The organism is Pseudarthrobacter phenanthrenivorans (genome assembly GCF_036455295.1).
GTDB lineage: Bacteria > Actinomycetota > Actinomycetes > Actinomycetales > Micrococcaceae > Arthrobacter > Arthrobacter phenanthrenivorans_C.
The window spans coordinates 152,400-174,528 of the sequence record NZ_JAYXNX010000010.1; the positions used below are offsets into that span (position 1 = coordinate 152,400).

The window sequence follows — 22,129 nt, forward strand, 5'->3', positions numbered from 1 at the left end:
AAGCCCAAATAGCCGCCCGCCGCCGTCGTACGCATTTCCGCTGCGCAGGTTCCTTTCCACACCCCAAATATCCGGCGCGAAAGGGAAACAACGCAGCGCCAATGAATTTGCGCCGCGAAAAAGCACCCGCAGACAGTCTGTAACCGAAGACACCAACCCCGCGTGAGCCTCATCACGGCAGGGCAGAAAATGGTCTGCTGGTTACCGGCTCCCCTCCCAAAGACGAGAAGGTAACTCTATGCAACCCACCCCAACCCGGACCGAACGTCCGGTGGAAAAGCAAAAACCGGCAGCCGTCGTCGGACAGGCCCTGAACCGCGGCCTGAACATCAGGCACATCCGCTTCATGGCCCTCGGCTCGGCCATCGGCACCGGCCTCTTTTACGGCTCGGCCTCGGCCATCCAGAAAGCCGGACCCGCCGTCCTCTTGGCCTACATCATCGGCGGCGCAGCTGTGTTCATGGTGATGCGCGCACTCGGCGAAATGGCTGTGCGGCATCCGGTATCCGGGTCCTTCAGCCAGTATGCGGGCCGGTACCTGGGCCCCCTCGCCGGTTTCGTAACCGGCTGGACGTACGTATTCGAGATGGCGATCGTGGCCATCGCCGACGTAACCGCCTTCAGCATCTACATGGGTTTCTGGTTCCCGCAGGTGGACCGCTGGATCTGGATCCTGGCCGTCATCTGCTTCCTGGCAGCACTGAACCTGCTCAGCGTGAGGGTCTTTGGCGAGCTTGAGTTCTGGTTCTCGCTGATCAAGGTCGCCGCGATTATCGCCATGATTGCCGGCGGCGCGGCGATCATCGTTTTCGGCTTCCAGACCGCCGATTCCCCGGTCGCCCCTGGACTGGGCAACCTGGTTGGGCATGGCGGGCTGTTCCCGAACGGCTTCGAAGGACTCCTGGCATCCTTCGCCGTGGTGATGTTTGCCTTCGGCGGCGTGGAGACCCTGGGCATCACGGCCGGCGAGGCCGCAGATCCCAAGAAGGTCATACCCAAGGCGGTCAACACCGTCCCCGTCCGGGTGCTGCTGTTCTACGTCCTCACCCTTGGCGTACTCATGAGCCTCTTCCCGTGGGACCAGGTGGGCACCAGCGGCAGCCCGTTCGTGCAGATCTTCAGCAGCCTGGGCATCCCGGCCGCACCGCACATCCTCAACGCGGTGGTCATCACGGCGGCCCTCTCGGCCATCAACAGCGACATCTTCGGCGCCGGACGCATCCTCTTCGGACTCTCCAACCAGGGCCACGCGCCCGCCGCTTTCGGCAAGGTATCCCGGCATGGCGTCCCCTGGATGACGGTGGTCATGATGGCAGGCATCCTGCTGGTGGGCGTGATCCTCAACGCTGTCATCCCGGAGGACGTATTCCTGGTGATTGCCTCAATCGCCACCTTCGCCACGGTCTGGGTATGGGTGATGATCCTGGCGTCCCATGTGGCCATGAAGCGGGAAATCGCACGGAAGGGCCTGCCGGCGTCGGAATTCCCGTCACCGTGGTGGCCGGCAGCTTCCGTGCTCACCATCGCCTTCATGGTGCTGGTGATCGCCGTCCTGGGTGCCTTCGAGGACACCCGGATCGCCCTGTATGTCGGGGCGGTATGGCTGGGGCTGCTGGTGGTGGCCTACCGGCTGTGGATCAAAGGTGACGGACGACGCCGGACCCACCTTGAGGACGAAACGTCGCCGCTGCCGGTGCTCCATTCCGCCCGCGGCACCGAGTAAGTCGGGTCAAGCCGTACAGCAGGGAAGTGAAAGGTGCCCGGCCCCCAAAGGTCCGGGCACCTTTCGCCGTTCGGGCCTCCTATGCGGAAGCAGCGGCGGCGCGGACCGCGTGGCCGAGGGACGTCGTCGGACGCCCGATCAGCCGGCGCAGGTCGCCCGTGCTGACGAGGAGGTCGCCGCGGGCAATGCCCAGGTCGGAATCGGCGAGGATCTCCGCGAATGCCTCCGGCACGCCCACGCCCGTGAGCACGCCGACGTACTCCTCCGCGGGCAGGTTGTTGTAGCTGATGGACGTGCCGGTTGCCACGCTGATCTCCGCCGCCAGGTCCGCCATGCTGAAAGCGTCGTCGCCGCCCAGTTCGTAGACCTTGCCGGCCTGGTCGTCGGCCACCAGGACCGCGGCGGCCGCGTGCGCATAGTCCACCCTTGCGGCCCCGCTGATCTTGCCTTCACCGGCGCTGCCCGCGAGCACGCCCTGGGCGAGCGTTCCGGGCAGCTGCTCGGTGTAGTTCTCCAGGTACCAGCCGTTGCGCAGCAGCACGAAGGGCACCCCGGAATCGCGCAGCAGCGCCTCGGTTGCCTTGTGTTCGTCGGCCAGCAGCATGCCGGTGGTGTCCGCGTTGGCGATGCTGGTGTACGCCAAAAGTTCCACGCCTTCCGCCTTGGCGGCTTCGATGACGCTGCGGTGCTGTGCCACGCGCTGGCCCACTTCGCTGCCGGAGATGAGCAGCACCCGCCGGGCACCCTTGAGGGCTGCCGCCACGGAGGCTGCGTCCGCGTAATCCATATGCTTCACCTGCACACCGCGGTCAGCGAAGCCCGCCAGTTTTTCAACGGACCGGCCTGCAGCCACAATCCCACCGGCAGGTACTCCCCGCTCAAGAAGGGCTTCAACGACGTGGCGGCCCAACTGTCCGGTGGCGCCTGTAACAACGATGCTCACAATGATTCCTTTCGGGGGTTTCAGTCTGTCGATGGGCACAACCCTCCCGGTCCCGGATAACTTCCCCAAAGAGAGTACGCACTTTGAAGTAAGGTACTCACCTTTCGGTAAGCTTGAACATATGAAAGCAACTCCCCTGCCCCTGGCTTTCGACGACGGAGTCTTCCCGGCAGGGTGCCCCAGCCGGGTCGTGCTGGACCACATCACGAGCAAATGGGGCGTCCTGATCCTGCTTGCCCTGTCCGAGGGCGAACAGCGGTGGAGCGACCTGCGGCGTCGCGCAGAGGGCATCAGCGAAAAAATGCTGGCACAGACACTCAAGACACTGGAGCGCGACGGCCTGGTGAGCAGGAAGGCCCAGCCGGTCATCCCGCCGAGGGTGGACTACAGCCTCACCGAGCGGGGCTCCGAGTTGAGCGCGCTCCTGGTACCGCTGGTGGCGTGGGCATTCGAGAACGCAGAGGAGATCGTCAACGGAACCGGAGCAGGCAGGTAGCCGGACTTCCGAAACTTGAGTACCTGTTACTGGTGTGACTGGTGTGAATAGTGACTAGCGTAGGAATACGGTGGCGGCCGGAATGGGAGGACCATCCTCCGCTGGGAGCGTTCCGCCAACCAGCACCGTTAGCAGGCGGCGGGCTGCCGCTTGAAGGAGTTGGTCACGTGGCCAAGGACTATGCACAGGATCTTTCGGAGATGGGCCGGCCCGTCAGCCTCGGGACTGTCCTTACGGCGGCCTGGGACCGGACAGTGGCGGCCCTCGGACCCCGTTGTCCTTACCGCGTTGGGGACACGGTGATAGGCGACGACCCCTTCAGCGGCAGGCGCGAAGGGGTCGTCGTGTGGCAGGACCGCAGGTCGGTGGGCGTAAAGACCGCGCGGGGCATCTTCTTTTACGACCACCGGCTGGTCAAGCCGTTGGACTAGGCGGTGGTCTTAGCGCGCGGACCAGCCACCGTCCATCGTGTAGCTGGCGCCGGTGACCATGCCGGCGTCCGGGGATGCGAGCCACGCCACCAGGGACGCAACCTCGTCCGGCTCCACCAGGCGCTTGATGGCTGATTCTGTGAGCATCACCTTGGCCAGGACCTCGGACTCGGGGATGCCGTGCACCTGGGCCTGGTCCGCGATCTGCTTTTCCACCAGGGGTGTGCGGACGTAGCCGGGGTTCACGCAGTTGGAGGTGACGCCGTGCGGGCCGCCCTCCAGTGCAGTCACCTTGCTCAGCCCCTCCAGCCCGTGCTTTGCCGAGACATACGCGCTCTTGAACGGCGACGCCCTGAGCCCGTGCACGGAAGACAGGTTGATGATGCGGCCGAACCTGTTGGCGTACATGTGCGGCAGGGCTGCCCGGATCAACAGGAACGGCGCCTCCAGCATCAGGGTGAGGATCCGGCGGAAGTCTGCCGGATCGAACTCCTCGATGGGGCTGATGCGCTGGATCCCCGCGTTGTTCACCAGGATGTCGCAGTCCAGGCCCAGCGTGGCCAGGGCGTCGACGTCCAGCAGGTCCACGCCCCAGGCTGTGCCGCCCACCTCTGCGGCGAGGGCCTCCGCGGCGGAGGAGTCGACGTCGGCCACCACCACTTTCGCCCCCCGTGCGGCAAGTGCCCGGACGCTCGCGGCGCCGATTCCGCTGGCACCGCCGGTGACCAGTGCCTTGCGTCCATTCAACGTGTTATCCATTGCAGTTCTCCTTTTGCGCAGCCAAACAATCTTGTGCGGCCAACCGGTCCAGCTGCTCCATCAGTCCAGTGGCAGCCAGGTCAGCGGCGGACCGCAATCGACAGCCCCTCACGGGCAGCATCTTCCTTGTCCACGTCCTCCAAGGCAATGCCCTTGGTCTCACGCAGGGTGAGAACGGTGACGGCAGTGATGGCGCATGCCACCAGCAGGTAGATTGCCGTGGGCACCCACGAACCGGTGTCCTTCAGCCACTGGGTGGCCAGCAGCGGGGCCAGCGAACCGGCGAAGATGGACGTCACCTGGGATCCGAGGGAGGCGCCGGAGTACCGCATGCGGGTGGGGAACATCTCCGCCATGATGGCGGGCTGCCCGGCATACATCAGGCCATGCAGCATAAGGCCGATGGTGACGGCCAGGACGATGACCACGGCGTTCCGGGTGTCGAACATGGGGAAGGCGAAGAACGGCCAGGTGGCACCGAGGATGGCACCTGCCAGGTAGACGGGCTTGCGGCCGATCCGGTCCGCCACGCGGCCGTACTGGGGAATGATGGCGAAGTGGACGACGTGCGCAATCAGCAGCGCCAGGAGCAGCGACGAAGTGTCGTACTTCTGCACGCTCTTGAGGTACACAATCGCGAAGCTGACCACCAGGTAGTACATGATGTTTTCCGCGAACCGCAGGCCCATCGCCTGGAAGATGCCCTTGGGGTACTTGCGCAGGACCTCGAAGACGCCGTAGCTGACGGCCTGTTCCTTCTCCACCAGTTCCTTGGCTTCGAGGAAGATGGGCGACTCGCTGACGTTGGTGCGGATGTAGTAGCCCACGAAGACGATTACCGCGGAGAGCCAGAACGCCACGCGCCAGCCCCAGCCCAGGAACGCCTCGCTGCTGAGGGTGGTGGACATGACGAAGAGCACCAGGGTGGCCAGGAGGTTGCCCACCGGGACTGCCGCCTGGGGCCAGCTGGACCAGAAAGCGCGCGTCTTGTTGGGGCTGTGTTCGGCCACGAGGAGGACGGCGCCGCCCCATTCGCCACCCAGCGCGAAGCCCTGGATGAAGCGCAGGGCCACCAGCAGTGCGGGGGCCAGGTATCCGATGTCGGCGAAGCCGGGCAGGCAGCCCATCAGGAAGGTGGAGATACCGATGATGACGATGGTGAGCTGCAGGGTGGGCTTGCGGCCCAGCTTGTCACCGATCTGGCCGAATACTATGCCGCCCAAGGGGCGGGCGATGAAGCCCACGGCGTAGGTAAGGAAGGCCTGGATAATTCCGTCCAGGTCATTGCCCGTGGCCGGAAAGAAGTACTTGCCAAAGACCAGGGTGGCAGCAGTGGCGTAGAGGAAAAACTCGTACCATTCCACAACCGTGCCCACCATGGAGGCGGCAACAATCCTCTTCAATCCTGATCCTTGGGGTGCATGCCCGGCGTCGTTGGCCGGGCGCTGCTCTACGCTCATTGTTTCTCCTAGTGTCCACGTTGACACGCGCTGTGATCTCCAGCACAAGTGACTCAGATGAGTATTGCTGCACAAAGGATGCACTTCAATGGCCAAAGCGGCACCAAACGTGTGCACAATTGCAGATATGAATGCCAACCCCGACGACCTGTTGGTCCTCCTCGCAGTGTCCCGCTCGGCAAAGTTCACGACGGCTGCCCAGGCCCTTGGCTTGAACCACACCACGGTCTCGCGCAGGATCGCTGCCCTGGAGAAGTCGCTGGGCGGCCGGGTCCTGTCGCGTGCAGCGGGCGCCTGGGAGCTGACGGAACTGGGCGAACGGGCGGTGCGGGCGGCGGAGCAGGTGGAGGCGGTGCTGGGGACGCTGGGACCTGCTGGCCACGCACCCGATCCGATTGCCGGCGTCGTCCGAATGACCGCGACGGATGGTTTCAGCGCTTACATCGCCGCCCCTGCCGTGGCCCGGCTGCGCCGGGACCACCCGGGCCTGAGCGTGGAGGTGGTCACCATGACCCGCCGGGCCCTGCAGCAGCGCTCAGGGCTGGACATAGAAGTGGTGGTGGGCGAGCCGCAGGTGCACCGCGCCGAGGCCGTCCGGCTGGGCGAATACCGCCTGGGGATGTACGCCTCCCGCGCCTACCTTGCCGAGCATGGGACCCCGGCCACGGTGGCCGAACTCAATGAGCACCCGCTGGTCTACTTCGTGGATTCCATGCTGCAGGTGGACGACCTGGACGCGCCGCGCCGGCTGGTCCCGGCCATGCGCGACGGCGTGACCTCCACGAACGTGTTCGTCCACGTCGAAGCCACCCGGGCCGGGGCAGGTGTGGGATTCCTGCCGTGCTTCATGGCCGACCTCCACGACGACCTGGTGCGGCTGCTGCCCGGAAAGATCGGCGAACTGCTCCCCTACTGGATGGTCCTGCGGCCGGACTCGCTGCGCCGCCCCGCGGTGGCCGCCGTCGTGCAGGCCCTCCAGGAACGGATGGCGGAGCACCGCGAAGCGCTCCTGGGCAAGGCCCAAGGTTCATCGACTGCTCCGTGACTGCCGTTTTGGAGGCTGAAAACGATAACTACGTGGGCCCACGCCCGCCGGGTTCCCTGGCCGAGCTTGCGAGGTTAGGGTGCGGGTGGGGAGGGTCGTGGCGGACGGGTGCACCGGCCGCGAAGGCCCGCACCTGCGCATCGTCCCAAAGATGGGCGGGGACCGCGCCGCCCAACAGGCGGCGGCGCAGCTGCGGATCGTCCTCGATGGGCACGTCGCTGCCGGCCATCACCATGTTTCCGTACCGCCGCCCCTTGAGCATGGCGGGGTCGGCGATGATCACCGTGTGCTCGAAGGCGGCCGCGATGGTGGCGGCATCCTCCCGTGCGTTTTTCAGGTCCGGGGCGTCCCCGGAGTTCACCACGTACAGGCCGCCAGGTGCGAGCACCCGCTTGGCGTGGGCCGTGAACTCGGCAGTGGTGAGCGGGCGCGGGGTATGGGCCCCGGCGAAGACGTCGCGGATGATGAAGTCCCTGGTCTGGGCGGTGAGCGTTTCCGTTACGGCCCGTGCCTCACCCACGCGGATGCGGAGCAGGGGCGCCTTGGGGAGGTCGAACCAGCCGCGGACGTATTCGGCGAGTTTCCCGTCCAGTTCCACCACCACCTGCCGGGCATCCGGGTAGGCGGCGGCGAAGTACCGGGCCATGGAGCAGGCTCCGCCGCCCAGGTGCAGCCCGCGGAGCTTGTGGGCGCCCGGCTTCCCGGCGGAAACGTCCGACGGCGGCCAGCGGGACTCGATGAGCGCCGCCATCCACCGCATGTACTCGAAGTCCAGGAACAGCGGATCGGCGAGGTCGATGTGCGAGCTCATGACCCCGTTGATTTTCAGGAGCCAGCCAGTGGAATTGTCCTGGTCGGCGATCAGCTCGCAGTCCCCGGTATCGATGTAGTACACGCCCTCTACGGGACCACTTACCGCAGCGCCCCTCGGTATTTCCACCACGCCGGGCACCAACCGGGCGGCCCGGTTTGCTGACCTTCCGCGTTTGCCCATTACCCGTGCCCCGCTTCAGTCATGCTTAAACCCTAATTGACCGGCCTAGTTCACCGGGCTGGCCGCTCCCTCGCCGTCGCGGATGCGCTTCACCACTGCGGTGGTGGACCGTTCAGCCACGTAGTCCAGGATGGCCACCCGGCCGCCGTACTCCTCAACGGCGGGCGTTTCGGCCAGCATGTTGGGTGTGTAGTCCCCGCCCTTGGCGTACACCTCGGGCCGGAGCCGGCGGATCAGCGGCGCGGCCGTGGGGGTATCGAAGACCGTCACGTAGTCCACGCAGCTCAGCGCCGCCACTACCGCTGCCCGGTCCACCACGTTGTTGATGGGGCGGCCCGCGCCTTTGAGCCGGCGCACGGAGTCGTCGCTGTTCAGCGCAACCACCAGGATGTCGCCGAGCTGCTTGGCCTGGTTGAGGTAGCGGGTGTGGCCGCTGTGCAGCACGTCGAAACAGCCGTTGGTCAGCACGATCCGCTGCCCCTGGGCCCGGTGCAGCTCCATCTGCCGCTCCAGTTCCTCTTCACTCAGCGCAGTATCGGCGAATGCTTCCAGGTACCGGCTGAGCTGCGCAGTGCTGCACACTGAGGTGCCCGGCTGGTGGACCACCACGTCGGCTGCCGACTGGGCCAGGTCCAGGCTGGCCGTCAGCGGCAGCCCGGCCGCGCGGGCCAGCGTCAGGGCCGCAACGAAAGTGTCGCCCGCCCCGGACGCCTGTTTCTCCGCAGCCGGCCGTGCCCACGTCCGGTGCCGCACGCCGTCGGGCGTCAACAGCACGGTACCGTCGCGGTCCAGGGTGACCACCACGGCCCGGGCGCCGGTGCCCTGAAGGAGGGCGGCCGACTCTGCGCCCACAGCATCCACCCGTTCCTGGCCCTCGGGCAGCTTCCGGTCCAGCAGCCGGGCGGTTTCCTGCGCGTTGGGGGTCACCAGGTCCGGCTGCAAGGCGGCCCACGGACGGGGGTCGTGGGCGTCAACCACCACCAGCGGGCGCTTTCCCCCGGTGCTGGCGGCAAGGACATGGGCGAGGGCCGTGCGGACGGGTTCCGCCACCACGCCGGTTCCGTAGTCGCACACCAGGATGGCATCCTGGCGTTCGACGGCGGCGCCCACCGAGGCTGCGAGCGCCTCGAGGGCGTCGGACGGGACAGCCCGGGCCGAGTCGTCGAGGCGCAGCATCACCTGGCCCCCGCTGCTGATCCGGATCTTGGTGGTGGTGACCATTTCGGGGTGCGCGTGCAGGTGCTGGACATCGATGCCTGCGCCGCCAAGCTGTGCACGCAGGTCCTCGCCGGCATCGTCGGAGCCGATGATTCCCGCAACGGAGACCTTCGCCCCCAGGGCGGCGAGGTTCATGGCGGTGTTGGCCGCACCGCCGGGGACCGACTCACGGGCCTGGATGTCCACCACGGGGGCGGGCGCTTCCCGGCACAGCCGTTCGATGCTGCCGCTCCACCAGCCGTCAAGCATCACGTCGCCGATCACCAGGATGGAGGGCTGCTCAGCGGCGAGGCGGCCCGGCAGCCAATCGGTCAGCGCCCGCTGGGTGGAGAGGTCGACGGGATCCGGGGAGCCGCTCATGGCAGGTCCTGTACCTCGACGATGGATCCTGTTTCCGCCCCGTGCGGCGCCGGTGGCGCTTCGATGTGCACCACCTTGACCTGGGTGAACTCGTCCAGCAGCTCCGGTCCGTAGCCAAACCCGGCACCGCTCTCGCTGCGGGGCTGGGCCGCACCGCCGGGGGCACCGCCGAAGACGGCGTTGACCTTGACGGTTCCCACCGGCAGCGCGGCCACCGCCTGCTGGATATGGGCAATGTTGCTGCTCAGGACCGTGGCGGCCAGGCCGTACCTGCCGCTGCATGCCAGGTGCAGGCCGTCGTCGAACGTGTCCACCACCTGCACCGGGGCAACCGGGCCGAACGTCTCCTCGGTCATGACCTGCATCCTTTCGGTGCAATCGAGCAGGACGGTGGCGGGGTAGAACGAGCCCGGGCCGTCCGGCAGGGCACCACCCTCAACCGCGCGGGCGCCCTGCGCCAGGGCGTCTGCGACATGAGTGTGGACTGCATCCCGCATCCGAAGATCAACCAGCGGGGCCACCATGCCGTTGGTGTTCCGGATCGCTGCCTCGGCTTCCAGTGCCTTGGAGAATTCTGCGGCGATGTCCTTGTGGACGTAGATCCGTTCCACGGAGGTGCAGATTTGACCGCTGTTGCTGAAGGCTCCGATGGCTGCCTGCTCGGCAGCCCATGCGGGGTCGACGTCGCGGTCCACCAGCAGGGGATCGTTGCCGCCGTTTTCCCGGAGCACGTGGGCTCCGGTGAGCGCGCCTGCGCGGGCAATCCGGGCACCGGAGGCGCTGGATCCCACGTGGGCGATCACGTCCACCTCGGCCTCGGACAGGGCCGCACCCACCGCTGCGCCGCCGGAGACGGTCAGGAAGACGCCAGCGGGGAACGCCGGGGCCAGGACCTCGCCCAGTGCCTCCCCCAGGCGGGGGCAGCGTTCACTGGGCTTGTGGATGACGGTGTTGCCGGTGACCAGTGCGGCCCCGATCAGCCCAGAGGCAACGGCTACGGGGTCGTTCCATGGGGTCAGCAGGACGGCGACGCCCCGCGGTTCGGCAACGGTGTAATCAGCGGCGAGCCGGTTTCCGCGGAGGCTGTGTCCGCGGTGCACGGGGCCCAGCTCGGCGTATTGCTCCAGGGTGGAAACGGCGGCGGCGATGCCGGCGAGCGCCTCGTTTTCGGGCCGCCCCGTTTCGCTGGCGTTCAGGCCGGCGAGCTCCGGGGTGGCAGCATCAAGCGCCTTGGCGGCGGCGCGGAGCGCGGCGCCCCGCGCCGCCGGCGCTGTTGCTGCCCAGGCCGGCGCGGCGCGGCGGGCAACGGCCACGGCGTCATTCACTGCATCGGGTCCGGCCTCGGGCACCGTCCAGAGCACTTCACCGGTCCGGGGATCCTGGATGGTGATGCCGGCGCCCTCGACTGTCTCGCGGCCAACGGTTGTTTCAGTGGCTGTGGTGGGCATGGTGTTCCTCCCGCCTTTCAGGGCTGGGTATGTCGGTGCTGGTGGTCCTGCTGCGGGCGCCACGAGGTGGTGCGGCCGCTTCAGGGCTTAGGGCCAGGAGCCCTCTTCCTCGTGGCAGATCAGCATTTCGCGGACCTCGCAGCCGGTGGGCTGGTTGAGGGCGAACAGGATGGCCTGGGCCGTGTTCGCGGGGTCGTTCAGCCGGGAGTCATCCTGCGGCTTGTACTGCTCGGTGCGGTCGTCGAAGAACCGGGTCTTCATGCCGCCCGGGATCATGGTGGTCACACCGATATCACCGCCGGTTTCCGCGGCCAGTGCGTGGCTGAACCCCACCACACCAAACTTGGAGGCGCAGTAGGCAGTGGCATCGGCCACGGCACGCTTGCCCAGGGTGGACGCCACCGTGACCACGCGGCCGTGGGTTTCCCTGAGGTAGGGCAGGGCCGCGCGCACGGTGGAAACCGTGCCCATCAGGTTGACCCCGATGACCTTTTCCCACTCGGCCGCTTCGACGTCGGCGAGCTTGCCGCAGCGGTCGATGCCCGCGGCGGTGACCACGGCATCGAGGCCGCCCAGGGTTTCTGCGGCTTCACGGACCGCATGTTCCACGGCCGCGCGGTCCGCCACGTCCACTTCGAACGCCTTCACTTCGGAGACGCTGCTGATGTCGCGGTCCAGGACCACCGGGGTGCCGCCCGCCTTGAGGACGGCGTCGACGACGGCGGCCCCCAGTCCGGAGGCACCTCCCGTTACCAGGACGCGTCCGGGCGTGGTGGAGGCAGTTGTTCCTGCAGTCATGGTGTTCCTTTCAATGGGGTACAAAGTTCGGGTGGTTCAGCTGACCTTGGCGAGTGCGTCCGCCAGGCCGGTGGTTGAGCGGGCGGGGTGGAACGGGACTGTGAGGCAGCGGCCGCCCCAGCTTTCCACCAGCTCCGCCTCGGGCAGGCGGGATCCCTTGTAGTCGCCGCCCTTGACCCAGATGTCGGGACGGAGGCGGTCCAGCGCGGCTTCGGGGGTGTCCTCGTCGAAGACCATGACCGCGTCCACGCATTCCATGGCCAGGAGCAGTTCCGCCCTGTCGTGCTGGCCGATGATGGGACGTTCCGGGCCTTTGAGCCTCCGGACGGAGTCATCGGAGTTGAGGCAGACGATGAGGCAGTCCCCCAGTTCCCTGGCGGCTGCGAGCGACCGGATGTGTCCTGCATGGATCAGGTCGAAGCAGCCGCCGGTGGCCACTACCTTTCCGCCGCTTTCACGTACTGAGCGGGCCAGCAGCAGCGGTTCGGTGGTGCGCCGGCCTGGTCCCGGCGCGGTCCGTACCCTTGCAGTGCCGTGGCTTTCCTTTTCATCATCGACGCCGGCTTCAGGCAGTGCGGAAACTCCGCCGGAGGCCAGGAAGTCGGCGGCATCATGCACCGCCAGGGCTGCGGCTTCGGGCAGGTCGCGGCCGGCCAGCAGGTGCACTGCCAGGCTGGCCGCCAACCGGTCGCCGGCCCCGCAGGGATCGCCCGCTTCAACCCGCGGCGCTGGAACGGCGCGGGAAGAGGCATCCCCCGTCCGCAGCAGGACGGCCCCCTCCTCGCCCTTGGTCACCAGCACGGCCTGGCTGCGCCAGCGCTCCAGCAGGACTTCGGCTACGGCGGTGGCAGGGTCTTCCGCGACGGGGAGGTGAACGCCTGCGGCCTGAGCGGCCTTGGTGGCCTCCGAGATGTTCGGCGTCACCACGGCTACACCGGGCACAGGTTCGGGGCCGGAGGGGTGCGGGTCCCAGATGATGGGCACCTGGCCGGCCAGCCGGGCTAACAGATCCCTGAGCTGGGGGTTTGCCGCCAGTCCCCTGCCGTAGTCGGCAACGATGACCACACCGGCTTTCTCCACGGCACGGAGCATGGCGGGGCTGACCTCGGGAACCGGCGTCTTTTCGCAGCCCTGGTCAAAGCGCACCACGGGGTGGGAACCTGCCCGGACCCGGGTCTTGACGGGCGATGGATACCCACTGGCGCCCGCCACGAGCCGCACTCCGGCGAGGTGCTTCCGCAACTGGCTGCCGGCGTCGTCATCCCCCAGGACCGTCACCAAAGTCACGGGCCATCCGTCCTGCGCCAGCATGCGGGCCACCAGACCGGCGCCGCCGGCGCGGCGGCGAACGGCGGACACGTCAACCACCGGCACAGGGGCGTCCGGGCTGAGCCTGGTGGCTTCACCGGACAGGTCGACGTCGAGCATCACATCGCCCACAACGACGATCCTCATGGCCGGCCTCCTGCCGGCGGCCCCGGAAAGAGGGACGGCGTGTGCCGGGAGACCTCAAGGTCGAAGGCGCGGCAGACGGCGTGCAAGGCGATCAGGTGCCCTTCCTGCGCGTTGGCGTTCAGGGCATCAACCATCACAGCCTCGTCGCAGGCTTCGGACAGCGGGTTCGGTCCGGCGCCGGTGAGGGCCCAGGTGGTGACGTTCAGGCGGCCCGCCGCTTCCGCTGCCCGCAGCAGGTTGGGGCTCTTGCCGCTGGTGGACAACAGCATCAGCACGTCCCCGGAGCGGCCGTGCGCGCGCACCTGGCGGGCGAAGACGTCGTCGTACCCGTAGTCGTTGGCAATCGCGGTGACCGCCGATGATTCCGCATGCAGCGAGATGGCGGAGAACGGGACGCGTTCGGTATCGAACCGGCCCACCAGTTCGGCAGTGAGGTGCTGCGCCTCCGCGGCTGAACCGCCGTTGCCCGCAGCCAGGAGGCGGTGGCCGCGCAGCAGCCGCTGGGCCAGCTCAACACCCCAGGCAGCGAGGCGGCCGGACTGGCTGCGCAGGGAATCCAGTGCCGGGACCACGTTGTCCAGGTGGGCGCGGACGGCGTCGGCGCTGGCCGGGTCGACGAAGGTGGCACCGGGCAGCACTGCCGGCAGCGCCGGCGGCACGACCAGGGTGCGCAGGTCTGCTTCGCGCAGGTTCGAGTCACGCAGGTACGATTCGGCAGTCACAGTGCGGCTCCTTCCATCGGTACGGTGCCGGCCGGGGCGCTGGCGTGGAGGCCTGCCACAGCGAGCTGGTAGGCTTTTTCCGTTTCCGCAGCCACCCTGTCCCAGGAATAGCGGGTGCGGGCGCGGCGCTCGCCGGCCTGGCCGAGTTTGGCCCTGAGCCCGGGGTTCTCCAGCAGCAGCGACAGTGCCGAGGCGATGGCTTCCGGGTCCCGGGGCGGCACGTGCAGGCCGGTGGCATGGTCAACCACTGTGTCCCGGAGCCCGCCCACCGCCGCGGCCACCACGGGGACGCCGCAGGCCATCGCCTCGAGCGGCACGATGCCGAACGGCTCGTACCACGGCGCGCACACCACGGCGTCGGCGCTGCGGAAGATGCCGGGCATTTCCGTCCGGGGCACCTGGCCCTGCAGCGTCACCTGCCCGGACACCCCGAGTTCGGCGGCGAGGTCTAGGAGGCGGCGGATTTCCGGGTCGGCATGCATGGAGCTGGAGTCTCCCCCGCCGCCCACGATCAGGAGCTCAACGTCCTCCAGCCCTGCTGCCTTGAGATACGGGAGCGAGCGGATCACCAGGTCCACGCCCTTGCGTGGCACCAGCCGGCCCACGGACAGGACGCGGTAGCGGCGCTTCCGTGCGGCGACGGGTCCGTCCGGTGAGAAGAAGCCAAGGTCCACGCCGCACGGCGCAATGGAGATCTTGCCGGTGGCGATGCCCATGGCCTTGAGCTCGAAGACCTCATCCGAGCAGGTGGCAATGATCCGGTCCGCGGAGCGTCCCACCCCCGGTTCCAGCCAGCGGCGTTCCTCCGGGCTGGTGTCCTCGGCGCCCTGGTGCCTCCGCTTGACGGTGCCCAGCGCATGGAACGTTTGCAGCATCGGTACGCGGTACCCGGTGTCAGGGCGGCGGGCGGCATCCAGGGCAGCCAGGCCGGACATCCAGAAATGGCCGTGCACCACGTCCGGTGGCCGCTGCCCCCAGTCTTTGGCCACTCCATCCGCGAGTTCACCCATGTAGGGCAGCAGCTCGTCCTTGGGCACGTGCCGCGCAGGGCCGGCGTCCACATGGACCACTTCGAGGCGGCGCCCCACCCTGACCCGTTCGGGAAGCTCCGTTGCGTCCCTGCGGGTGTAGACGGTGACCTGGTGGCCCCGCTTGGCCAAGGCCTCGGACAATGCGGCAACATGTACGTTTTGGCCGCCGGCGTCCACCCCGCCCAGTGCCGCCAGAGGGCTGGCGTGTTCGGAAATCATTGCAATTTTCATGCGGTCCTCCTCTCCCGCGCCGGCACGAGGATCCGCTCGGCCGGACGTTCGTTGACGGAAAGCCGGGGCCGGGTCCGCAGGTCCGCCAGGAGCTCATCCCAGCGGTCCTGGAACCTGCCCAGGCCGTAACGCTCCAGCGCCGCCTCCCGTGCGGCGGCTCCCCGCCGTCGGGCTTCCTCCGGATTGGCAACCAGCCGTTCCGCACAGCGGAGCAGTTCGTCGATGTCTGCGGAGACAATGCCGGCTTCCTGGGGCACTGCCCGGGGGGCCTCGGTGGCTGCGAGCACCACCACCGGCATGCCCAGGTGCATGGCCTCCAGGAGCGAGAGCCCCAGCGAGGTCCAGCGCATCGGATGGACGTAGGCCCGGCAGCGGGCCAGTTCCCGGTGGAGCTCCCGCGTTTTCAGGTCACCGCGGGAAGCCAGCCGGGAAGCCTCGATGCCAGTGGCTTCGGCCAGCCCTTCGGTCTTCATGCCGAACACCTGCAGGGGCGCCACGGAGGCGAAGGCAGGCAACAGGTCGGTGCCCGTGACCCGGCCCCGGCGGACTGGCTCGTTGACCACCACGCCCAGCTCAGGCGATTCGCCAGTGTAGAGCTGTCCGGGGTCGGGGATGCCGTGCTCGATCACGGTGGTGGGAGCGGAACCGTTGTCCCAGGCCAGCCGGTTGAAGTGGGTGACGTGGACGACTGGAATGCGGTCCTGGTCCGCGAGTGGGTGGGTGATGTACGGGAAGTTTCCCTTGGGCGTGTTGTGCTCCACGAACACTGCCGGCAGGTCCACCCCGGGCGCCCGGCCCAGGGTGCGTACCACTTCGTCGATTTCTTCCGGCCGTTGGAGGACGACGGCGTCCACGGCGTCGGCGTCGAGGGTCGCCAGGTCCACCTCCCGCACAGAGTCCGGCCAGTCCCTGCCGGCGCGGCCCAGTCCCCACGCCCCGCCTTCCGGCAGGACCGGAAGCAGGTACTCGTGGCGGCCGCGGACGAATGCGTCCGTCCAGGAACCGTGGACATGCCAGAGCAGGATTCTCATCTGTTGCGGGCCTTTCTACGGGTGCTGACGTGTGTGCTGAAGGAGCTCACTCCGCTGATCAGGCGTTCCACCGCCGCCACAACGTCCTCCGGCGAGACTGAGTCGAGGCAGGGGTGGCCGGGGACTGGACACACGCGGGCACGGGACATCCGGCACGGTGCGTTCTGGTCTCCCAGGAGTTCCAGGGGCACGCCGTAGGGTGCCCAGCGGACGGCAGGGACCACCGGCGAAAACAGGCACGCCACCGGTGTTCCCACCGCGGCCGCCAAGTGGGCCGGGCCGGTGTTGCCGCTGACCACGGCCTCGGCACCTGCCATGACGCCGGCCATGGTGGAAAGGTCCGTGCGTCCGCCCAGGTCCATGGCGGACGGGCCGGCCACCGTGGCTGTCAGTGACGCCTCGCCGGGGCCGCCCGTCACCACTACGCGGTACCCGGCGCCCTGGAGGAGTTCGACGGCGGCGGCGTGGTGCAGCGGCGGCCATGCCCTGGCCGGAACAGCGGCTCCGGGGTGGACCACGACGTAGGGTTCGTCGCCGACCAGGTCAGTGACGGCGGGGACCGAGCTGACGCGCAGCTTTCCGTCGTCACCGGCAGGAAGGCGGAATCCTGCGGCCTCGGCGATGCCGAGTGCCCGCTCCGCTTCGGGCTGGTCCTCGGGGAAGTCCTCACCCGGCTTAAGCCGAACGTCCAGCAGGGACCCTGCGTAGTCCGTTGACGCCCCCGTGATGCGCTCCACGCCGGCCAGCCGGAGCAACAGCGCCAGCGGCAGCGGCGACTGGTGGAAGGACGTGAGGATGACGGCTTCCGTGATCCTGGAATTGCGGACGTACTCGATCAGCCGGTCGGCGTGCGGGCCGGTCATTCTGGGCGCAGGGTTCATGATCCAGGGGCTGTCCCAGCTGTAGACTTCCGCGGCGCCGGGGAGCATGGCTGCGGCGGCTTCACCTTGGCGGCCGCACAGCATTACTACATGGTTGCTGCCGCCGCCGTGCTGGCTCCGGCCGTTTGCCACTGCCCGGACGGCGGGACCGGCCAGCAGGACGTCGCCCATGCTGTCCAGCCGGGCCACCAGGACGCGCCCCATCAGGGCGTTCCCTGCAGCAGTCCGACGGCGGATGCAAGGTCGGGGGCCACCAGCCGGGCGGCTGCCACTTCCTCGGCACGGGTTACGGGTGTGGGAACCAGGACACCGGTGGCACCTGCTGCTTCGGCGGCCCCCACATCCGCCCCGATGTCTCCGATCAGGGCGGCATCCGATGCGTCGATTCCCAGCTTGCGGCAGGCACTGTGCACCATTCCGGGGGCGGGTTTGCGGCAGGCGCAACCGTCGTGCTCGGCGTGCGGGCAAACCTCCCACACATCAAACGGTCCCAGCAGTTCTTCCACCCGGGCATTGACTCTTGCCACATCTTCGGCGGTGATCAGCCCCCGGGCGATGCCCGACTGGTTGCTGATCACGCCGGTGGCGATGCCATCCGCCCGAAGGCTGTCAAGCACTGCCTTGGCGCCGGTCATCGGCCGCACTTTGCCGGGGTCCCCGTTGTACGGCACATCTTCCACCAGGGTCCCGTCCCGGTCGAACAGGACAGCCCGGAGCTTGGAGGTTTCAGAGCTTCCCATAACCAACCAGTTCCCTCCTGCTGCTGCTCCTAAACAAGGTCCGGGCTTTTTCAGCCGCCCGGCCACGTCTCTGCGGGCCGCTGAACAGGCAAGATAGGTTCACCCGGAGATCAGCCGTTACTGCTCTGCCCTTCTCCGGCAGCCCTGACCGCAGGCGGGCTGCCGCACGTTGCCAGGCATCCGCCGTCGTACGCAAACGTGCAAAGCCACCCAGCGGCACCACGAACTCCGGCGGCTACCTGCCGCGGGTGCCGCTCAGGCGGCGGCCGCTGCCGTTGCCGGCGGTACCAGGGTGCGCGCTACTCCTGGCCGGCCGGAAGGGCGCCAAATGGCTGCCCATGTGGTCGGCCCGACCAATGCGCGGCGACGTTCCGTTGCCGGCTTCCGCGGGCCCGCAGAACTGCGCGCTTTCCTCCAGGCGCCGCTGCAGTTCCACAAGCACCTTGGCCAGGCGGCGGGATACCTGCATCTGGGACATTCCCAGCCGCTTTCCCAATTGGACCTGTGTTTCCTCGCAGAAGTAGCGGCGGTACAGGAGTTCCCGGTCTGCTTCGCTGAGGTCCTGCATGGCCTCACGCAGGCAGGCGAGCTCCTCAAGCCGCTCCAGCGGCGTCTCGGGGCAGGCCAGTACCTCGCCAATGGAAGGTGCGTCCGAGTTGGGGTTCACGGCGTCAAGGGAGTCCGGATGCATGCTGCTGGACGCCGAAATGGCCTCCTGCACGTCAGCCGCATCCGTGCCCAGTTCGTCGGCGAGCTCAGCGACGCTGGGGTTCCGCCCCAAGGACTGGGTCAGCTCCGGTTCCGCCCGGAACAGCCGGGTCCTCAGGTCCTGGATGTGGCGCGGCGGACGGACCACCCAGGTCCGGTCGCGGAGGTACCTCTTGAGTTCGCCCGTGATGGTGGGAGCGGCATAGGCGGGAAAACTCTCGCCTTTTGCCTGGTCAAAGCCGCGCGCTGCTTTCACCAGGCCCAGATAGGCCACCTGGTTCAAATCCGCCCGCTCCCTTCCACGGGCTTCAAAGCGTGCAGCGAGGGCCTCGGCAAGGTCCAGGTACCGCAGCACCAGGTCGTTCTCGAACGTTTCCCGCAACCGTCCTGAGGTGGCGGGAGGAGCTTGTTGTTGGACCGTTTCCGGCTCTTGGCGGCGGACAGGGGACGCGTCCACGGCAAATGCGGCAAAGGATTCGGGCATGAGTGTTGGTTTCCCTCGGTCTGGTTCCGAAAGCCTGCGGCAAGACTTAGAAGCAGCAAATCATAAGCCTGCTTATAAAACAATCCTTCTCCGCTATAGGCTCGGAGTATCAGGAGAAAACCGAACCACCGGCAAGGAGTCCCCGACATGCGCATCGCCATCACCGGAGCCAGCGGAAACGCGGGGACAGCACTGCTGAGGAATCTGCAGGGCCACCTGTCCCGGAAACCGGGCAGCCTGGAGCTGGTCGGCATCAGCCGCAGGCTGCCGGACACCTCCAGGCAGCCTTACACCGGAGTGGAATGGCACACCCTGGATGTCGGCCTGGAGCGGGACAAGCCGCTTTTGCAAAAGGCGCTGGCAGGGGTTGACGCGGTGGTCCACCTGGCTTGGCAGATCCAGCCAAACCACAACCTTGACCTCCTGCACCGGACCAACGTCATCGGCACGAAGAACATGCTGGATGCCGCGGCTGCGGCCGGCGTGAAGCAGGTGGTGTGCGCCTCGTCCGTGGGGGCCTACAGCAAGGCAGGCAAGGACGAACGGAGGGACGAGTCCTGGCCGGCCACGGGCATGGCCGGTTCGCACTACAGCCGGCACAAGGCCGAGCAGGAGAAACTGCTGGACCGATTTGCAGCCGCGGAACCAGGCATTGCCGTAGCCAGGCTGCGCCCTGGGCTCATCTTCCAGCCTCAGGCGGGCAGCGAAATCGGCAGGTACTTCCTGGGACGCGTACTCCCGCGGCTCGTCCCCCGGAAACCCCGGATCCCCCTGCTGCCGGTTCCGGACGGCCTGGTCTTCCAGGCTGTGCACGCGGACGATGTGGCCGAAGCGTACTGGCGCGCGGTGGACCAGCGGGCCAGCGGGGCATTCAACATCGCGGCGGAGCCCGTCCTGGACCCGCAGGAACTGGCCCGCATCCTGGGAGCCAGGAGGATCCTGCCCATTCCCATGCGGCTGCTTCACGCCGTGGTGGACCTGACATGGCGTGCCCGTATCCAGCCCACCGATTCCGGGTGGGTGGAGATGGCGGCGGGCGCACCCATCATGGACACCTCCCGCGCCGGTCGAATCCTTGGATGGGAACCGAAAGTGTCTTCCGTCGATGCGGTCAAGGAACTCCTGGCCGGCATGGGAACGGGGGAAGGCGTAAGTCCTTCCCCCGTCCTCAAACCGCGCCGGCGGCACTAGCACCAGGCCGGAAGCGCCTGCGGCCGATTCTGCCGGGCGGCCTATCTCAGATCCCGCTCAGATGCCGGTGCGCGGGGTCCCCCCACCCGGCACGTCGTTTTCCGCGGGAGTATCGGCGGCACGGGATTCGCGCCTGCGTACCGATTCAGCCTCCGTCAGCTCCGTATTGGCGTCCGCGGAGGGAGTATCGGCGGCCGTATCGCGGTGGCTGCCATAACCATGCCCGGCGGCGGCACGGTCGTCCTGCACGTATTCGGCGTCCCGGCCCGTCACGTAGTCGGCGGGACCACCGGTTTCGCGCGCGGGACCTGTGGCATCCTGACCGCGACGGTCCTCAGCGCCATGCCCGTCATTGGCCAGGCGGCCATCGCCCTCCCGGCGGTCGCGGCCGGCGTCCCTTCCCACGTCGGGATCAAGTTCATCCGCCTTGCGGGCGTGGCTGGCCACGTCACCGCGCAGAGACTGTGCCTCCTGGCTGCGCTGCTCGGCTTCCTGCCGCAGGCGCGCCGCGTCCACTTGTGCCTGTTCCGCGTCGGCGCGGGCCCGGATGGCCTTTGCTTCCCGTTCGCGGGCGTCGATTTCCATGTTTTGCGCTTCGCGCCGGATCTCGGCAGCCTTCTCCCGGTGCTCCTGGTCCCGCTTTTCCTGCATCGCCTTACGGCGCCTTCCGCCAACCAAGAGCAACAGCACGATCAGCACTACGACAACAACCGCAACTACCACCCATACCCATGGAGCTGTATCCACGTTTCCCACCACTTTCCACTTCGTTGTGACCGGGCAGGCCCATCGCCATTCCGGCTGACATTTTTTGGAACGGTTATAACTCGCTTAGCAAGGGTACTTACCTTTTATTAGTAATCATGCTTATCATTTTACGGCCAGTATTGCTGGTTCTTGAATCAACAACCGGCCTTCTTGGAAAGAGAGCGAAGATGACAGAGAACCAATGGCCCGAGGACCCCGCCTACACCGCCCCTCCGGCACACACAGGAATACCTGGCGAGCGGGAGCCCGCTACTTTCCCATCAACCGCAGCTCCCCTTGCCGATGACAGCCAGGCCGGTTACAGCCAGGCGGGTTACGCCCAGCCGGGCGGGACCAGCCAGTCCCGCACCGACGTAGCCAAGGATGAGGCTTCGAACGTGGCCGGCCATGCTGCCTCCGCAGCCCAGGGCGTCGCCGAAACGGCCAAGAGCGAGGCCGCGAACGTGGCCTACGAAGCCAAGGCCAACGCGCAGGACCTGCTGCACCAGGCCAAATCGGGACTCACCACCCAGGCCGGCACCCAGCAGCAGAAGGCCGCCGAAGGCATCCGCAACATCTCCAGCCAGCTGCACAGCATGGCCACCGCCCCGGACCAGCAGGGCGTAGCCAGCGACCTGGTCCGCCAGGCAGCCGAACGCACCTCTTCCATGGCCACCTGGCTGGAAAACCGCGAGCCCGGCGACCTTCTCAATGAAGTCCAGCGCTTCGCCCGCAACCGCCCCGGAACATTCCTGCTCCTCGCCGCCGGCGCCGGCGTCCTGGCAGGCCGCCTCACCCGCGGCCTCGCCGCAGGCGCCCCGGAGACTTCCGCCAACGCTTCCGCAGGCACCGGCGCCACCGGCCAGTCCGGCCAGTACTCCGGCACGCAGTACGTCGACCAGTACAACCAGTCCTACCCCGTTGCCGGTGGCACCGTTCCCCCACCGCCCGTCCAGCTTCCCGGGCCGGCCACCACAACGGCCGGATACGACGGCGGCGCACCTGGCAGCAGCTACCCCGAGGCCGCGGGCCCAGCGAGCGGCCTCGACAGCCCGCAGCTCGTTGAAGAACCGTGGTCCGGCAACCAGCTGTCCGACGACCCGCTGCGCGACCGCGCCCTTGCCGACGATCCCATGGGCAACGATCCCCTTACCCAGGACCGCACCCGGGGCGGCCAGACGGGTGGTCTGTGATGAGTAGCCAGATTCCGGAGCCGCCGCCCAGTGCGGCGCA

21 protein-coding genes are annotated in these 22,129 nt (G+C 67.7%); 6 read left to right on the forward strand and 15 right to left on the reverse strand.

Annotated features, from left to right (window positions below):
• The first annotated feature begins 238 nt into the window (after positions 1–238).
• Positions 239–1,723: an amino acid permease gene (locus VXJ37_RS14540; RefSeq protein ID WP_331323736.1), complete on the forward strand. Its 1,485-nt coding sequence runs from the start codon at positions 239–241 to the stop codon at positions 1,721–1,723.
• Positions 1,724–1,802: 79 nt separating this feature from the next.
• Here VXJ37_RS14540 and VXJ37_RS14545 read toward each other — a convergent pair whose 3' ends face one another.
• Entirely contained in the window at positions 1,803–2,666 is an 864-nt protein-coding gene (locus VXJ37_RS14545; protein WP_331323737.1) for an SDR family oxidoreductase, read from the reverse strand.
• A gap of 121 nt (positions 2,667–2,787) precedes the next feature.
• On the opposite strand from VXJ37_RS14545, the gene VXJ37_RS14550 reads away from it, so the two are divergent.
• Both VXJ37_RS14550 and VXJ37_RS14555 read left to right on the forward strand, forming a co-directional pair.
• On the forward strand, positions 2,788–3,162 hold the full coding sequence (locus tag VXJ37_RS14550; protein ID WP_331323738.1) for a winged helix-turn-helix transcriptional regulator: 375 nt from the start codon (positions 2,788–2,790) through the stop codon (positions 3,160–3,162).
• A 167-nt stretch (positions 3,163–3,329) separates the two neighbouring features.
• On the forward strand, positions 3,330–3,593 hold the full coding sequence (locus tag VXJ37_RS14555; RefSeq protein ID WP_331323739.1) for a hypothetical protein: 264 nt from the start codon (positions 3,330–3,332) through the stop codon (positions 3,591–3,593).
• A gap of 9 nt (positions 3,594–3,602) precedes the next feature.
• Here VXJ37_RS14555 and VXJ37_RS14560 read toward each other — a convergent pair whose 3' ends face one another.
• A complete protein-coding gene (locus tag VXJ37_RS14560; protein WP_331323740.1) occupies positions 3,603–4,352 on the reverse strand; it encodes a 3-hydroxybutyrate dehydrogenase in 750 nt (249 codons plus the stop codon).
• Positions 4,353–4,432: 80 nt separating this feature from the next.
• A complete protein-coding gene (locus tag VXJ37_RS14565) occupies positions 4,433–5,812 on the reverse strand; it encodes an MFS transporter (protein ID WP_331323741.1) in 1,380 nt (459 codons plus the stop codon).
• Between the two features lie 127 nt (positions 5,813–5,939).
• On the opposite strand from VXJ37_RS14565, the gene VXJ37_RS14570 reads away from it, so the two are divergent.
• Positions 5,940–6,857, forward strand: coding sequence for a LysR family transcriptional regulator (locus VXJ37_RS14570; RefSeq protein ID WP_331323742.1), 918 nt, complete (start codon positions 5,940–5,942; stop codon positions 6,855–6,857).
• A gap of 28 nt (positions 6,858–6,885) precedes the next feature.
• On the opposite strand, the gene VXJ37_RS14575 is transcribed toward VXJ37_RS14570, so the two are convergent.
• The 11 genes from VXJ37_RS14575 to VXJ37_RS14625 form a co-directional block, all read right to left on the reverse strand.
• Positions 6,886–7,851: a spermidine synthase gene (locus tag VXJ37_RS14575; protein ID WP_331323743.1), complete on the reverse strand. Its 966-nt coding sequence runs from the start codon at positions 7,849–7,851 to the stop codon at positions 6,886–6,888.
• A gap of 45 nt (positions 7,852–7,896) precedes the next feature.
• Positions 7,897–9,429: a D-glycero-beta-D-manno-heptose 1-phosphate adenylyltransferase gene (rfaE2, locus tag VXJ37_RS14580; RefSeq protein WP_331323744.1), complete on the reverse strand. Its 1,533-nt coding sequence runs from the start codon at positions 9,427–9,429 to the stop codon at positions 7,897–7,899.
• A complete protein-coding gene (locus VXJ37_RS14585) occupies positions 9,426–10,877 on the reverse strand; it encodes an aldehyde dehydrogenase family protein (protein ID WP_331323745.1) in 1,452 nt (483 codons plus the stop codon). Before VXJ37_RS14585 ends, rfaE2 begins: the two co-directional genes overlap by 4 nt.
• An 87-nt stretch (positions 10,878–10,964) precedes the next feature.
• Positions 10,965–11,675 (reverse strand): SDR family oxidoreductase, encoded by a 711-nt coding sequence (locus VXJ37_RS14590; protein WP_331323746.1) that lies wholly within the window; start codon positions 11,673–11,675, stop codon positions 10,965–10,967.
• Positions 11,676–11,711: 36 nt separating this feature from the next.
• Positions 11,712–13,130, reverse strand: a complete 1,419-nt coding sequence (locus VXJ37_RS14595; RefSeq protein ID WP_331323747.1) for a PfkB family carbohydrate kinase — start codon at positions 13,128–13,130, stop codon at positions 11,712–11,714.
• Positions 13,127–13,852, reverse strand: a complete 726-nt coding sequence (locus VXJ37_RS14600; RefSeq protein WP_331323749.1) for a D-sedoheptulose-7-phosphate isomerase — start codon at positions 13,850–13,852, stop codon at positions 13,127–13,129. Before VXJ37_RS14600 ends, VXJ37_RS14595 begins: the two co-directional genes overlap by 4 nt.
• Positions 13,849–15,114, reverse strand: coding sequence for a glycosyltransferase (locus VXJ37_RS14605; protein WP_331323750.1), 1,266 nt, complete (start codon positions 15,112–15,114; stop codon positions 13,849–13,851). The genes VXJ37_RS14600 and VXJ37_RS14605 overlap by 4 nt, the downstream gene beginning before the upstream one ends.
• A complete protein-coding gene (locus tag VXJ37_RS14610; protein ID WP_331323751.1) occupies positions 15,111–16,145 on the reverse strand; it encodes a glycosyltransferase in 1,035 nt (344 codons plus the stop codon). The genes VXJ37_RS14605 and VXJ37_RS14610 overlap by 4 nt, the downstream gene beginning before the upstream one ends.
• Positions 16,142–17,230, reverse strand: coding sequence for a glycosyltransferase family 9 protein (locus VXJ37_RS14615; RefSeq protein ID WP_331323753.1), 1,089 nt, complete (start codon positions 17,228–17,230; stop codon positions 16,142–16,144). The genes VXJ37_RS14610 and VXJ37_RS14615 overlap by 4 nt, the downstream gene beginning before the upstream one ends.
• On the reverse strand, positions 17,230–17,766 hold the full coding sequence (locus VXJ37_RS14620; protein WP_331323754.1) for a D-glycero-alpha-D-manno-heptose-1,7-bisphosphate 7-phosphatase: 537 nt from the start codon (positions 17,764–17,766) through the stop codon (positions 17,230–17,232). The genes VXJ37_RS14615 and VXJ37_RS14620 overlap by 1 nt, the downstream gene beginning before the upstream one ends.
• Before the next feature lie 235 nt (positions 17,767–18,001).
• Positions 18,002–18,958, reverse strand: a complete 957-nt coding sequence (locus tag VXJ37_RS14625; protein ID WP_331323755.1) for a sigma-70 family RNA polymerase sigma factor — start codon at positions 18,956–18,958, stop codon at positions 18,002–18,004.
• A 147-nt stretch (positions 18,959–19,105) separates the two neighbouring features.
• Between VXJ37_RS14625 and VXJ37_RS14630 the strand changes: the two genes are divergently transcribed.
• Positions 19,106–20,149 carry an NAD-dependent epimerase/dehydratase family protein gene (locus VXJ37_RS14630; protein ID WP_331323756.1) on the forward strand — a complete coding sequence of 348 codons (1,044 nt, stop codon included), beginning with the start codon at positions 19,106–19,108 and terminating at the stop codon, positions 20,147–20,149.
• 57 nt (positions 20,150–20,206) lie between these two features.
• Here VXJ37_RS14630 and ccmD read toward each other — a convergent pair whose 3' ends face one another.
• On the reverse strand, positions 20,207–20,896 hold the full coding sequence (gene ccmD / locus VXJ37_RS14635; protein WP_331323757.1) for a heme exporter protein CcmD: 690 nt from the start codon (positions 20,894–20,896) through the stop codon (positions 20,207–20,209).
• A 188-nt stretch (positions 20,897–21,084) separates the two neighbouring features.
• On the opposite strand from ccmD, the gene VXJ37_RS14640 reads away from it, so the two are divergent.
• Entirely contained in the window at positions 21,085–22,089 is a 1,005-nt protein-coding gene (locus VXJ37_RS14640; protein WP_331323758.1) for a hypothetical protein, read from the forward strand.
• The last annotated feature ends 40 nt before the right edge of the window (positions 22,090–22,129 follow it).

Excerpts from the sequence above, each read along its gene's own strand:
- VXJ37_RS14615 (WP_331323753.1), bottom strand. The coding sequence starts at position 17,230 with ATGGGGCGCGTCCTGGTGGCCCGGCTGGACAGCATGGGCGACGTCCTG.
- VXJ37_RS14620 (WP_331323754.1), bottom strand. The coding sequence starts at position 17,766 with ATGGGAAGCTCTGAAACCTCCAAGCTCCGGGCTGTCCTGTTCGACCGG.
- VXJ37_RS14540 (WP_331323736.1), top strand. The coding sequence starts at position 239 with ATGCAACCCACCCCAACCCGGACCGAACGTCCGGTGGAAAAGCAAAAA.
- VXJ37_RS14560 (WP_331323740.1), bottom strand. The coding sequence starts at position 4,352 with ATGGATAACACGTTGAATGGACGCAAGGCACTGGTCACCGGCGGTGCC.
- VXJ37_RS14595 (WP_331323747.1), bottom strand. The coding sequence starts at position 13,130 with ATGAGGATCGTCGTTGTGGGCGATGTGATGCTCGACGTCGACCTGTCC.
- VXJ37_RS14640 (WP_331323758.1), top strand. The coding sequence starts at position 21,085 with ATGACAGAGAACCAATGGCCCGAGGACCCCGCCTACACCGCCCCTCCG.
- VXJ37_RS14605 (WP_331323750.1), bottom strand. The coding sequence starts at position 15,114 with ATGAAAATTGCAATGATTTCCGAACACGCCAGCCCTCTGGCGGCACTG.
- VXJ37_RS14590 (WP_331323746.1), bottom strand. The coding sequence starts at position 11,675 with ATGACTGCAGGAACAACTGCCTCCACCACGCCCGGACGCGTCCTGGTA.
- VXJ37_RS14550 (WP_331323738.1), top strand. The coding sequence starts at position 2,788 with ATGAAAGCAACTCCCCTGCCCCTGGCTTTCGACGACGGAGTCTTCCCG.
- VXJ37_RS14610 (WP_331323751.1), bottom strand. The coding sequence starts at position 16,145 with ATGAGAATCCTGCTCTGGCATGTCCACGGTTCCTGGACGGACGCATTC.
- VXJ37_RS14565 (WP_331323741.1), bottom strand. The coding sequence starts at position 5,812 with ATGAGCGTAGAGCAGCGCCCGGCCAACGACGCCGGGCATGCACCCCAA.
- VXJ37_RS14585 (WP_331323745.1), bottom strand. The coding sequence starts at position 10,877 with ATGCCCACCACAGCCACTGAAACAACCGTTGGCCGCGAGACAGTCGAG.
- VXJ37_RS14575 (WP_331323743.1), bottom strand. The coding sequence starts at position 7,851 with ATGGGCAAACGCGGAAGGTCAGCAAACCGGGCCGCCCGGTTGGTGCCC.
- VXJ37_RS14570 (WP_331323742.1), top strand. The coding sequence starts at position 5,940 with ATGAATGCCAACCCCGACGACCTGTTGGTCCTCCTCGCAGTGTCCCGC.
- VXJ37_RS14630 (WP_331323756.1), top strand. The coding sequence starts at position 19,106 with ATGCGCATCGCCATCACCGGAGCCAGCGGAAACGCGGGGACAGCACTG.
- VXJ37_RS14625 (WP_331323755.1), bottom strand. The coding sequence starts at position 18,958 with ATGCCCGAATCCTTTGCCGCATTTGCCGTGGACGCGTCCCCTGTCCGC.
- rfaE2 (WP_331323744.1), bottom strand. The coding sequence starts at position 9,429 with ATGAGCGGCTCCCCGGATCCCGTCGACCTCTCCACCCAGCGGGCGCTG.